The organism is Paenibacillus sp. SER-28, from assembly GCF_052906305.1.
In genome coordinates this window covers 469,736-482,347 of the sequence record NZ_JBRECM010000003.1, presented here as the reverse complement: position 1 = coordinate 482,347, position 12,612 = coordinate 469,736, and the positions used below count along the sequence as shown (strand labels likewise).

The 12,612-nt window shown below is 45.6% G+C and carries 10 protein-coding genes and 1 riboswitch; of the genes, 4 read left to right on the top strand and 6 right to left on the bottom strand.

Annotated features, from left to right (window positions below; genetic code table 11):
* Nucleotides 1–31: 31 nt before the first annotated feature.
* On the bottom strand, nt 32–769 hold the full coding sequence (locus ACUYLD_RS12385) for an amino acid ABC transporter ATP-binding protein (protein ID WP_061831951.1): 738 nt from the start codon (nt 767–769) through the stop codon (nt 32–34).
* Between the two features lie 327 nt (nt 770–1,096).
* Between ACUYLD_RS12385 and ACUYLD_RS12380 the strand changes: the two genes are divergently transcribed.
* Nucleotides 1,097–1,564 carry a cupin domain-containing protein gene (locus tag ACUYLD_RS12380; protein ID WP_254350725.1) on the top strand — a complete coding sequence of 156 codons (468 nt, stop codon included), beginning with the start codon at nt 1,097–1,099 and terminating at the stop codon, nt 1,562–1,564.
* A gap of 90 nt (nt 1,565–1,654) precedes the next feature.
* Here ACUYLD_RS12380 and ACUYLD_RS12375 read toward each other — a convergent pair whose 3' ends face one another.
* From ACUYLD_RS12375 to ACUYLD_RS12365, 3 genes are all read right to left on the bottom strand, one after another.
* A complete protein-coding gene (locus tag ACUYLD_RS12375; protein ID WP_446675165.1) occupies nt 1,655–2,320 on the bottom strand; it encodes a class D sortase in 666 nt (221 codons plus the stop codon).
* A gap of 115 nt (nt 2,321–2,435) precedes the next feature.
* The gene (locus ACUYLD_RS12370; protein ID WP_446675164.1) at nt 2,436–5,999 is read right to left on the bottom strand and encodes a collagen binding domain-containing protein; all 3,564 of its coding nucleotides are present in this window, start codon (nt 5,997–5,999) and stop codon (nt 2,436–2,438) included.
* 224 nt (nt 6,000–6,223) lie between these two features.
* A riboswitch (cyclic di-GMP riboswitch) is annotated at nt 6,224–6,304 on the bottom strand.
* Between the two features lie 50 nt (nt 6,305–6,354).
* Entirely contained in the window at nt 6,355–7,236 is an 882-nt protein-coding gene (locus ACUYLD_RS12365; RefSeq protein WP_446675163.1) for an AraC family transcriptional regulator, read from the bottom strand.
* A 593-nt stretch (nt 7,237–7,829) separates the two neighbouring features.
* Here ACUYLD_RS12365 and ACUYLD_RS12360 point away from each other — a divergent pair.
* Together ACUYLD_RS12360 and ACUYLD_RS12355 are read left to right on the top strand one after the other, a co-directional pair.
* Nucleotides 7,830–9,086, top strand: coding sequence for a DUF445 domain-containing protein (locus ACUYLD_RS12360; protein ID WP_446675162.1), 1,257 nt, complete (start codon nt 7,830–7,832; stop codon nt 9,084–9,086).
* A gap of 33 nt (nt 9,087–9,119) precedes the next feature.
* Entirely contained in the window at nt 9,120–9,500 is a 381-nt protein-coding gene (locus ACUYLD_RS12355; protein WP_029514679.1) for a TIGR02328 family protein, read from the top strand.
* 104 nt (nt 9,501–9,604) lie between these two features.
* On the opposite strand, the gene ACUYLD_RS12350 is transcribed toward ACUYLD_RS12355, so the two are convergent.
* A complete protein-coding gene (locus ACUYLD_RS12350; protein ID WP_446675161.1) occupies nt 9,605–10,279 on the bottom strand; it encodes an NAD(P)H-dependent oxidoreductase in 675 nt (224 codons plus the stop codon).
* Nucleotides 10,280–10,468: 189 nt separating this feature from the next.
* Between ACUYLD_RS12350 and ACUYLD_RS12345 the strand changes: the two genes are divergently transcribed.
* On the top strand, nt 10,469–10,852 hold the full coding sequence (locus ACUYLD_RS12345) for a winged helix-turn-helix transcriptional regulator (RefSeq protein ID WP_023986690.1): 384 nt from the start codon (nt 10,469–10,471) through the stop codon (nt 10,850–10,852).
* 92 nt (nt 10,853–10,944) lie between these two features.
* Here ACUYLD_RS12345 and ACUYLD_RS12340 read toward each other — a convergent pair whose 3' ends face one another.
* The gene (locus tag ACUYLD_RS12340) at nt 10,945–12,192 is read right to left on the bottom strand and encodes a stalk domain-containing protein (protein ID WP_446675160.1); all 1,248 of its coding nucleotides are present in this window, start codon (nt 12,190–12,192) and stop codon (nt 10,945–10,947) included.
* Nucleotides 12,193–12,612: the final 420 nt, after the last annotated feature.

Sequence of the window (12,612 nt, the reverse complement as noted above, 5' to 3'; positions counted from 1 at the left end):
CCTTTCGATTTACGCTACATTGGTAGTCAGTTTAATGATGAATCAGACGGCTCAGGAACAGGCGAGCCCGTTCTTCACCCGGATTCTGGAAAAATTCGGCAGGTTGGCTGTCTTCCAAAATCTGTCCTTTATCCATAAAAATCACGCGGTCCGCCACTTCACGTGCAAAGCCCATTTCATGAGTGACAATGACCATTGTGATGCCCTGATGGGCGAGCGAGCGCATAACATCCAGTACCTCTCCGATCGTTTCGGGATCAAGAGCTGAAGTTGGCTCGTCGAACAACATAATTTTTGGATTCATCGCGAGCCCACGGGCGATCGCGACCCGCTGCTGCTGTCCACCGGACAATTGGGCGGGGTAGCTCTGTGCCTTTTCTTCGATTCCGACGCGCTTTAGATAGGTGATGGCTGTTTGAGTAGCTTCTTCTTTCGAGATGCCCAGTACCTTCATAGGTGCCAGTACAATGTTTTCAATCACCTTTTTGTGTGGATACAGATTGAAATGTTGGAACACCATCCCGATGTTGCGGCGGAAGGCATTAATATCAATCTTTTTGTCATGTACAGGAACCTCGTTAACGATCAGCTCCCCATCCGATATCGTTTCCAGACGATTGATGCAGCGAAGCAGGGTGCTTTTACCCGAGCCGGAGGGACCGATGATTACGACGACCTCGCCCTCCTTAATTTGAAGATTGATGTCTTTGAGTACATGGAAGTGACCGTAATGCTTGTTGACATTGCGAAACTGGATCAGAGAGCTCACCCCTTTTAGGCTTGGATACATAGCTTAGTAGACGGATTGACATGATCAAGCTCTATTAGAATTTCAAAATTTCTCTCATGATACTATAAGCTTACAATAAAAAACAAGATTTTATGTCATAAAACTTTACGTGTATTATATTTTGGTATGTCCTTTTGCTTGTTAACTGCTATTTATATGATAAAATCAAATGAATATTCACAATTTAATGTTATTTAATTTGACGTGGAATAATAGCGTTCGACATGCCAAGGGAGAAACGTGACAAAAGCAACGCTATGTTTTACAGTAGGGAAGAAGGAATTTAGGGTAAAGGAAGGTTAGACAATGACGAAAGCTATTTCACCGCTAGTAACGGCATTGGGCATGGAGCCCCATCCAGAAGGCGGCTGGTACAAAGAGATGTGGAAGGCCCATTTCCAAATTCCGAAGCCTGTACTGCCGGATGTGTATTCCGGTCCGCGCTTTGCAGCTTCGTCTACGTATTTCTTGCTGCATCCGGGCGAGTTCTCCGAGTGGCATGTGGTCCATTCTGATGAGCTGTGGTTATATCATAGCGGAAGCCCTGTAGAGTTGAAATTGGGTGGAAGCGGAGAAGAGCCTGGTGAAGAAACTGTGATTATCGTCGGTGCGGATGTGGAGGCAGGACAGCATCCACAAGCACTCGTCCCAGGAACAGTATGGCAAACGGCACGTCCGCTGGGGGATGAGCCTGTGCTGGTAACCTGTGTGGTTGCACCAGGATTCCACTTTGATGATTTCAAGCTGATTGCCAAGAATCCAACTGAATCATGATGTGAGCATTGGCGGGTGTATTTCTGTAATGAACAGGAATGGCCCGCCTGATTTATTTTTACTCATAGAAATAGGTACTTTAAAATGGCTTTAGGTGCTTAGTTTGGCTTGAACAATAAGACGATGGGTGGGGTTTACGAGAGGGTCACATGTAATCAGCGTGAGCAGCTTTTGTTTTTTGAAGCTTTTCAGAACAGACACGTCCGTAGGATCAACCACCTTCAGGCTATAAACGCTATATACATATTGGTTACCCCGAGTGTTGACAACAATCTTATCCCCAATCTTCAATTCATTTAGACGATTAAATAAACGTCCAGAGGTACGGGCCCGATGAGCAGCAATGGCGGCATTCCCCGCTTGTCCCAGCGTCCCCGTTTCCGGCATATGTACAGCCGCGTGCCTCATATTTATCCTCGTTGCGCCTTCCAACACAGGGAGCTTTAAAGCAATACGACTTATACTAATAGTGGCTATGGGAGTTTGTTCATTAGCGCTTGCCATGGGAGCAGGAGGTGGGGAAGTATTTTGTCGCGCTTCACTAACCGGAACTTCCGTAAGACGAGTAGACAAGCGAGCATAGCTGTCTGTAAGACTGGCGGTTCTAAGCGCATCGCTTTTTCCTGATGGTAGCTCGGCTGCTTTTAATAGCTTGCTTTGTTCCTGATCCTCATTCCATTCCGTCGCTTTAGGAAACAAAATAAAAAGTAAGCCTAACACAATAAATACGTAGGAAAGTTTACGCAGACGCAGCAATCTCGCCTCCCCTAAGCAAAGTACGGATTATACATATTTTTTTGAAAAATGCCCCATTCCCGACTTATTCCAATCGGGAATGGAATGGCCGGGAGATCAGGGCAGGTGATTAATTTTATTTTTTGTTTGTCCGTCTGAATTTCAAAAATACGCCCCATATAACCATCGCTATGCCTGTCAAATAGAACGGAACGGGGCTGCTTTCACCTGTTTGGGGTAATTGATGTACCGCAGGTGTATCCTCCGGCTCTTCAGGTTCTTTCCCCGGAACCTTGAGACGGATCTTAGGTTCGGGATCGTCTTTCGAATCCACCGGAGGAGGAGGATCTTGATGAGGCATGACGGCTGGCATTTCCGGCGGTATAGGCGCAGGTTCCTCCTGTGGAGGGGCTATGTCCTCCGGAGACTTTGGCAATGACGGAGGCACGGTTATAGACGGAGTATCGGGTATTTCCGGATCTTTGTCATGTTTTTTACCTGAGCCTCCGGACGGGGGTGAAGGGTCTGGATGAGTAGGCGTTCCTGGTCCTGAGGGATTCGTGGGGTCTGTTGTAGTTCCCGGGTCTACAGGTGGTTCAGGGTCGTTTTTCTTTTCTTTACGATTGGTGATCACAACCCTCTTTACGCCAGAGCTTTGCCGCAGTGTTGCGTCTATTTTGATCTCGAGCTTGCCCTCGGTGATTTTATAGCCCTCCGGTGCTGCCAATTCTTCCAAGATGTAATCGTCATGAAGCAAGGAGGAAAAGATGATTTTGCCTTCCTGATTGGTGGTCTGAATGAGAGGGGCTCTTTTTTGCCCTTTATCATAGAGCGCAAACTGTGCGCCAGGCAGTACCTTGTCAGGCATATCCTGATCTACCTTGGTCAGCTCAAGACTTTCGGTCACACCCCCGCCAGAACCGGAGCCGGAAGACGTTCGTACGATGATTTCCTGGCTGGTTTCCCGCAGTTCTGTCGTCAAACGATCCCCCTCAAAGGCAACCTTATTACTCACCTTGGCTTTGTCTTCAGCATGAATGAACGATTGGTATTCAAGTATAAAAGCAGTGGAAATATCCTTGGCAAAAGTAACTTCAAACGTTTGCTGGCCTTGAGCGTCTGTCTTGATATACAGCTTGTAATCTTGGTTTCTAATCAACTCGGTGCCCTTGGTGGTATTTCCGTTGGCAGCGATGATTGTAGAGTACAAATGAAAGGAATCCTCAATTAAGATTTGATTGCTGCTAGGCTGGTCTATAATTTTACCGTTGGATACATGGGACTGTCCTTCATTGATGCGGATGCTCCAGTCAATCTTATTTCCATTTTGTGCACCGACTTTAGATACATATTCTCCGCCATGAGGTACCGTGACTTGCGCTGCCCATTCGGAGACAGTTTTTTGTCCATCCAGTAGAAGGGCTTGATTATGGATTTCCTTTTCAATCAGTTCTCCTTCCAATGAAGTTTGAAAGGTAATCCAGTAGGGAGTCTGTATCTTATTTTTGAACTGGATACGCAATTCATTACCATTTTGCTGGGAGGGAGGAATAATGGTGTATTGATCTGCTGGGATTTCAGCCCCTTTTTGTACGCCATCCCACCATCCCAGCAAGGTCATATCGTATACTTTTACGGAGGCGGGCAGTAACTTCTGACCTTGCAACAAGGGATCTCTCACTTCCGCGTGATTCAGGATCTTGCGATTGTAGTTAGCTTTAATATCCCAGGTAATGAGCTTGGAGGTCGCATTATAGCTTCCTTGCTTGGCACCGTTTCGTTGTGTCATAAAGTCCGGCCAGATCGGGCACTCCACTTCTTGCGATGATCTTTCCCCGTCTTCAAACTGGTATTCTATATGGGATTTATTACGAAACTCGGGCTTCGTTGTATCCGTTTTCCAGTCATTATTATAGTTAGTTGAATACTTGATTGTATAAGCCTTCTGAATGGCTTTATGAAAAATGAGCGTAAATCCTTGTTTATAGTCCTGTGATAGCGGAATCAGCTCATAATCCGTGGGTGCACGTAGCTCCGTTGTTCCGTCAACACTTTGAATTTTCAGGGTGTCCGGTAACAAGGCCAAGCCCCCGTTTGGAAACACATCCTGAATGACAATATTTTTCATGATGTACAAGTCTGTATTGATGGTAATCACCCAAGGTATGATTTTGGTGTTGTAATTGGGTGTGTCATACATTTTAGTCATAACTCCGCTTATGATTTCCGTCGATACAATCTTCTGCGTTCCATCCGAGGTTATGATGTTTATAACTTTTCCATTATCATAGACACGGCCTCTGGCTTGAGTCTGGTATCGGATGGTATAGGCTGAATCTACGTCGAAGTTGAATTGAAGTTTGAAGCCGTTGCGGTCCGGATAATCAACTGGGATGACAGTATACGCCCACGATGGGAGCTCCTCCAGTGTGTTTCCCTTAAATACTTTCAAAGAACCGGGCAGCAATTCTTGAGTTTTATTGAAATGATCAATTAAAAGAGCTTTGGCTTCGGGAATTTTTGTCTCGCTGAAGTTATATCTTATGGCCCACGAGAGTGTTTGTGTGGCATGATCATATTTTTCAACCTTTTTGGACAAAAATTCACCACGTTCCACCTGAACCGTAGCGGTAGCAACAACGTTCTCTATCGCATCTCCTGAAAGCGTTGCTGTGTTGGAGAAACGAGTTTCATCGCCAATAATACGCGTGGAATATTGAATCTGATAGGCCGTGTTAATGCTATCGTCTTGAAAACGAATCACAAACCCTGTCCCGGCTTGATCTGCTTCAATGGCATATTCACTTGCATTCACTAGGTCTCGAACAACGGTCGAGCCGTCGATATTGACTTGTAGATGATAGAGCCGGATAGAGTCTCTTCTGAGTTCCAACCCTGAAGGAATTGGATCGGTGATGAGGGCATGCTTTACGGTGTTTAGCTGTTTGTTCACATCAATGGTCCAGTCGATCTGATTGGTGCCAGCTATTTTCCCTTGTTTGCTTAGGGTTGGCCCTGACTGGGGTTTTACATTCACGATGACCGTTTGTACCCCGCCTTTGATCGGAATCACAATGATGATCTCTGTACTGCCTTTCATCATCTCTTTCGTAAACTCGGTTTTGATTTGCAGTTTGCCGCTGACATTGGAATGATTCTCTACATATTGGTTAAAGGTCATGATCACCTTGCCCTGACGATCTACTGTGAAGTATCCCACGGTTCCGTCGGTAGTGACTAGTGGAGATGAGATATCAGTGTAGATGACAAACTGTTCTGGTAAATGAAAGGTGAAGGTGTCCCCTGACTTATAGGTATTGTCAGGAAGCTCCCATTCATAGCCTAGTTGGATGGCTGATCCGATGTCGAATTGGCTGTCTGGACTATATACCGCATCAATGACACGCCCTGCTTCGTCGGTCAGGCTCAACTTCGTTAATATGCTCTGCGGAGCTGCATCATGTTGAGACTTTGAACTGGTTGCTCCTTGAACGAAGGGAACCGTGTTTGAAGGAATCTCCCTAGGAGGTTCAAGGTTTGGGACAACGTATACAGCATCCGTAACGGTATGGTTAGGATCGGATACAGCACTCTGCGGCAGTTCTGGGGCTGGAGCATCAGCGTAAGCCAGCGTTACGCTGAAAAAGCTTTGGACAATGAGCAATAAGGCAATGATCATTACATTTATTTTTGTTCTCATGCTCCAAGTGATTCTCCTATTCATCGTAATATGGCAATGCTTCGGCGGTTATGTTTTTTCCTTCCCTCCTCCTAGTTCGAAATTAGTATATTCAGCATGCTAGGCTGACATGACTATCCCAATAGAAAAAAAGCCCTGATCATAGCGATCAGGGCTTTCTTCGAGAGAGGTAAAGCAATTTGTGATGGATCTATGTAAAAAAGACATAATAAAAAGCTCGTTCATCTGGTAGCTGGCTGCCATCTGGAAAGGAAGGCCCTATAGTTTTGCGTCACTGCCTTTCGACAGTTTTGCCATTAACTTGAATAGCTTGTGCGTCTATCATCTATCAAACTGATTTCATGTAACCTCTCATTTACAACTTTGAACGGTTCCCCCATTTTTTGCGGAAGGAATGAGGTGTTTCTCCTACATGCTCCTTGAATAGGTTAATAAAATGGCTCGTATTGGGAATCCCTACGTACCTTGCGATATCCACAATGGACATGTCACTGGTTTTAAGCCAGCTTTGAGCGGCTGTGATGCGGACATTAATGAGATAATCAATCGGAGAGAAACCGATCTGCTTTTTGAAATTTTTAGCCAGATTAAACTTGTTTAATTCAAACATATCTGCCAGCGAGTCCAGTGTTATTCGCTCACAGTAGGACTGATCCAAATATTGCTGTACCCGACGTACTTCGCTCAGGGTTTCAGCATTCACACACGGATGATCATAGGGATGTTGCAAAATGCACGTTAGTATTTCACCAATGAGCCTGGACGTTAGTAGCTCAGCGGAAAGACTTCTGTCAGACTGCCCACAAATCAGAGCATGGAGCTTATCCAATATAATATGCGGATTATGCATGGAAATGACCGGTTTATTATGCTTGGCAAATTGTTCGTAAAAATTTTCAATCAGATTGCCATACAGGTACAGGCTGATAAACTCCCAGGATTCATGACCGGAGGTGCTGTATTGAACATATTCCTCGCAATTAACAAAGAACAAATCTTGAGGTTTTATGATATATTTCTTGCCCCGGTACAGTAATTCTCCCTTACCAGACAACGTAAAGACAAGCAAAAAAGAGGCAAGTTCTTTCCTTTCCATCATAAAAGCAGAAGTTTTTTGGAAGTAGCCTACTTCCTGGATATACAAAAGGGATTGCTTGGCAAAAGCGGAGGGAGTGCGTACAATAACGACCGGATCGCCATTCCAGAGGCCCACGTTGTTTTTTTGGTCTGTTGTCATATTCAATTCCTTTACAAAAAAGCAATTTTATCTAGCATATCTTGGTTTGAATTACCAATATATAATGACTGATTAAACATGATTCCCTATTTATAAAAGTTTATTTTATCACATCAAATATGTCTATATAGCAAAATATGTGTTTGAATTTTATGGGAGTATCACTTTTTATGGATATATAACCTGGTAATCCATATGAAAAAGTCGAATGCTGTTGAAAGAATCTGGGGTTATCATGGATTCAAATCCTTTCTGAGGTCCAATACCAACATGGTACTGAAAAAAGGTATCTTATGCCCATTCAACTTTCTTGTTCACTTCTCCTTTCGGTTTAAAAAAAATGGGACTTGGTTCTGATAAAATGGTTCGTAAGGCTTATTATTGAAAATAAGAGTTTGGGCCCAGTGCTGTGATTTTGTTCACAAACATGAATGTAAAAAAGAGAGATATATGCATAAAAAATTACGCAAAAAGTGCCCTTGCGCGTTTCATCTCAAGTGCTTTCAACTTTGGAAATGACACGGGCAATGATATGATGGGTAATACAGGTATAGTGCTTTACTTACTCGACAGTCAGTTTGGAGGATTACAGGATGGGAAAACCAAAAAATACGAAAACCGCAGCGGCTTGGTCGCTCGTTATTCTAGGGGCAGGCTTTGCAGCCACATTGCCCTTCCAGCAATATGGCTGGGCTCGTTTGTTAGCCGGAGCTTTTGAGGCAGGACTTGTAGGGGGACTGGCAGACTGGTTCGCTGTCACTGCTTTGTTCCGTCATCCGCTAGGCATTCCGATACCACACACCGCGCTGCTTCCTAAAAATAGGGACAAGCTCACGAATGCATTGGTAAGTACGGTGGAAAATAACCTGCTAAACAAAGATAGCATCGCGTCTAAAATTGCAGATATCCGTTTGGCCGATTTGGTGCTGGGAGGTGTGGAAAAAGGATTGCGCACGCCGGAGGCGGCGGCATCCATAGATGTTCTTGCCAAGCGGCTTGTCCAGTCCCTCCCGCTCGCGGAATTGGCTCCGGTCATCGTGGCAGAGCTGAAGCGGCAGATGACTGATTTTGACGCCGGACCGCTGCTGGAGGCGCTTGCTCGTCAGACCAGCGAGAAGGGCTATGATCGCCGCGCACTGGATTACACGCTGAAGCAAGCCGAGTCCTGGCTTTTGCGACCCGAAACGGGTTATACGCTGGGCACCTTAGGGATGCAGGCTGTCAGTGGTTTGCAGGTGAGCGGGCTGATGCAGTTTGCTTTGAACGCATTCCTCGGCTATCTGAACGAAGAGCGTATGGGTGAAATGATTCGTCATTTCCTGCTGGATCAGGTAGCAGAACTGCAAAGGGAAGAGCACCTGCGCCGTCAGGCTGTGCTGGATGGTCTGAAAACACAGGTGACCCGATTGGCGACGAAAGATACGGTTCAGGAAGGGTTGAACGGCTGGAAGGATAGCCTTGTTGAAGCCTGGGAAGGCGATGCGTCAGTGCTGGGCAAAATGGAAGAGCTGCGTATACGCTTATTGGACTACATGGAAGACGGAAGCTATGTGCAGACCTATATTTTACCGCTATTGGATCGGATGCTGACTGATTTAAGAGGGAATACCGAGCTGCTGGACAAGATCAATGTGCGAATTGTGGAAGGTATTACTGGACTGGTGGAAGCTAACCATAGTCGGATTGGTAACTTGGTGCGCGAAAATGTAGACAAGATGGATAACAAATCCCTGATTGCACTGATGGAGGACAAACTGGGACAGGATTTACAGTGGATACGTATTAATGGCGCAGTTACAGGCTTCCTGATCGGTATTGTGCTGACAGGTATCCGTATGCTAATCCAATAGACCAGAAAAAGCTACAGATAGGGTTGTGGAAGCATGAGGCTTTGGCATGAACATTTAATCGACAAGTTACCCCGTCCGCAACTGCTGGGGCAACATCGTGAGTGCTGTGCCCTGCGTGGGAATGGGTGGGGCAAGCCACACGCCACCGTGAATTATGTGTTCGATTATCACCCCATGCTGCTGGTGCGCTATCATAGGCTCATTATGGACGAAATGAAAAGCAGAGGGTACAATGTTGATCCCCTGTGGGAACAGCCGTTGTATCGCGGTAAGCAGTGTGAGCCTTGGGAGGCGGAGCTGGGTGAGGAACTGGCAGGTGCGGGTGCATATGTGGAGCATGACGATGAGTATATGAAGGAGTGCCTGGACAACCTGGCTTCCAAGGGTATTTTAATAGAGATTGAAGTTACCTAAAAAAGACGGGCTGCGGTAGGTTCATCATTCAGATGAAGTGCCGCAGCCCGCCTTTTTTGATGCTTCAGTGTTCAGTGTTTGGGGGAGAGACTCGGGATATTAGATTACAGGACCCAGCGTGTGACCTTTTCCAGTGGTTGTCTGGATTTTTCCCGCTTGGGTTCATGAGCACGATAACCGAAGGCAGCAATGACTGAAATATCGAACAGCCCGTTCTCCAGCAGTCCTTCTTCCTCCAATATGGCATGCACCTGATCGTAGTTAAAGCCCTCAATTGGACAGGAATCAATACCGATCTGAGCCGCTGCTGTCATCATATTGCCTAAGGCAATGTAGGTTTGCTTGGAAGCCCAGTCAAATAACGTACGTTCGTTTTCCAGTAAGCGTTGATTTTCACCCTGGAAAATCTTATAGCGGCCTGGCAGTGAGGCAAAGTCCTCCTCAGACATACCTTTAACCTCTTTATACATATACTCCACGTAAGGAGAATCATAACGAACATCCTTGCGCGCCAAAATCAGGACGACGTGGCTAGCTGCAGGGATCTGCTTTTGACCGCCGCTGGAAACTGCAGCCAGCTTTTCTCTCAATGCCTGATTTTGCACAACTACAAACTGCCATGGTTCAAAACCGACGGAGCTTGGAGAAAGTCGTCCGGTTTCGAGAATGAACTGAAAATCCTCTTCCGGTATGATGCGATTGGGATCGAATTCTTTCGTGGCGTGCCTGAACAGAAAGGCGTCCAGAATTTCCTGTTTTTTAGCTGATGTATTAGACATAAAATGTACTCCTTTGGGTATGGGTTTAGTTGGTACTCTATGGGTTTTCTGCTACTATAATGAGAGTTGATATCGAATATATAGTTATCATATAGAAAGTTTTTGCAGGGAACAAGTACGCACATATTTGTTCCTTGTCATGCGTCGGGGGCTATTGGTTTACACATTCTACAGAAAGAAGGGGTATACATGGCACAGGAGATGGAACATGCAGTTAGCGTTAATTTTGGATGTCCGGTAGCGAAAACCGTCGGGGTTATAGGCGGCAAATGGAAGGGAGTCATCTTGTATCATTTGACCACAGGACCGCGGCGCTATAACGAAATTCGACGGACATTGCCTAATATTACACAGCGGATGCTAACCTTGCAGTTGCGCGAATTGGAGAGAGATGGCATTGTGCACCGTGAAATTTATAATGAGAATCCACCGCGTGTGGAATACTCGCTTACCCCGTTAGGAGATACGTTAAGGCCGTTGCTGGATTTTATGAGAGACTGGGGGATCTTCTATGGAGAACAGGGTTGCGAGCCTGTGACGACAACTTCCAAATCAGGCAAGCACTTTTGTTAAAGGGGATGAAGAAAGCCCGCCAAATGATTTCATAGAAGACGCATAAGAAATCATTAGCGGGCGGAATAAGGTCAGGGAGATAAAATGTACACTTATTTAAACTCAATGGCTTCGTTCATCTGTGCCCAGGCTGTTTCTCCAATGATGCCCAAGCGCCAGATAGCGATTCCTTTGAGGTCATAACGTTTGGCTAAACCGATCTTGGCGTTAACGGTGCTGTCTTTTTCGCTACCCATCGAAATCCCCAAAATAAGCTTGTCCCGCGAGGTTTCCTTCAAGGCCAGTTGTATGGCTTCATCCACTTTTTCCAAAGGCTCAGGCGTAGCCTTCTGTCCGTAATCATAGGCCATGATGATCAGATCGTCCGCCAGATTGCCCAGCGTTTTGTAGTCATAGCCAGAGTAAGAGCTGTTCAGCGGATGCAGAACGACGGTGAGCTTGAGCCCGGCCTGATGCGCTTTGGCCGATAGCTTTTTAATAAAGGCGTTGTAGTCTGAACGCGCTTTGGCTTTATCGCCGCTCCAGCCCAATCCTTCCAGGTCTAGCGTAACGCCTTTAAATTGTTTGTCGGTGGCGGTGCTGACGATTTGGGAAATGGTCTGTTCTTGAAGCTGCGCATTTTCCAAAACTTTGGTCAGCTCGTGATTGCCATCTCCGGAATAGACCATCAGGTAAGGGGAAGTCCCCTGGCTGTCTGCCTCCTGCACAATGGACTCCGGCGTTACGGTTCCAGCGGCTTGAGGCCATTTGTATTCCTTGCCGTTTGTCGTAAATTGTCCGTTCGTATCAATTCGACTCCAGCCGAAGGCAACTGCGTTAAAATCCGGTATTTTGGATTTTTGGTCAAAGGAAGACAGCGCATAGAAGCCTACTGTATACATAGCTTCACGTGGCGATGTAATGGAGACCGTCCGTGTTCCCTGGTTCCAGTTCACCGTGGCTCCAAACTGCTGCCCGAAAAAGCCCAGCGGAATCATGGTGCTACCGTGCACGGTTTGCGGAGCGGCTGTTAGTTGAACCGATTGTCCGTCCACTGTGGCATTGCGGCTACCCATCTTTAGAACCACCTGCTTGGTAGCAGAGCCTTGCGCTTTGGTAGCAGTGATGCTTTGGCTGGCTTGATCCCATTTCACTGTAATGCCAAGAGCCTCAGAAATAGCGCGAAAGGGAACCATGGTCGTGCCGTTCATCATGGCAGGTTGTACGGGGAACGGTAATGGATATCCGTCCAGCATGATGCTGATCTTACCGGTCTCTGCTTGTGCCAAGGGGCTATAGAAGCCCGCTGCGGTACTCAGAAAAATAGCACTAGATAACAGAGCCTTATTTACGATTTTCATCCTATGATCTCCTATGCTCAATAGATTGCAATGCTATCATGTTAGAATCGTGAGGGTTCTACCTATTTTACCAAAAAAATGATAGAAAGGTGAATGTGAAATAATAGGATGAGATGGATTATTACATATAGAGTAAAAATCCGAAAATAATAATTGGGTTTTTCTGGATTAAGTATACTGTTAAATAACAACCGATTTTATTATTAAATGTATAATAAAACCAAAAAAATGTTATATAGATTCTGTTGAATAGTTAGATAGGGGAAAGCTACACAAGAAAAAACTTAAGGGATTTTTACAAGAATGATATTGAAGAATGTTTGAGAAAAATAGTGACCAATATCACCGGAATCAGGCCATTATTGTGTGGAACTAGATAAGTTATATTGCATTCACAGGTTGTAGAGCTCTTATTGGAGA

Coding starts and splice junctions, on each gene's coding strand:
- ACUYLD_RS12380 (WP_254350725.1), top strand. CDS start 1,097: ATGACGAAAGCTATTTCACCGCTAGTAACGGCATTGGGCATGGAGCCC.
- ACUYLD_RS12370 (WP_446675164.1), bottom strand. CDS start 5,999: ATGAGAACAAAAATAAATGTAATGATCATTGCCTTATTGCTCATTGTC.
- ACUYLD_RS12365 (WP_446675163.1), bottom strand. CDS start 7,236: ATGACAACAGACCAAAAAAACAACGTGGGCCTCTGGAATGGCGATCCG.
- ACUYLD_RS12360 (WP_446675162.1), top strand. CDS start 7,830: ATGGGAAAACCAAAAAATACGAAAACCGCAGCGGCTTGGTCGCTCGTT.
- ACUYLD_RS12355 (WP_029514679.1), top strand. CDS start 9,120: ATGAGGCTTTGGCATGAACATTTAATCGACAAGTTACCCCGTCCGCAA.
- ACUYLD_RS12350 (WP_446675161.1), bottom strand. CDS start 10,279: ATGTCTAATACATCAGCTAAAAAACAGGAAATTCTGGACGCCTTTCTG.
- ACUYLD_RS12345 (WP_023986690.1), top strand. CDS start 10,469: ATGGCACAGGAGATGGAACATGCAGTTAGCGTTAATTTTGGATGTCCG.
- ACUYLD_RS12340 (WP_446675160.1), bottom strand. CDS start 12,192: ATGAAAATCGTAAATAAGGCTCTGTTATCTAGTGCTATTTTTCTGAGT.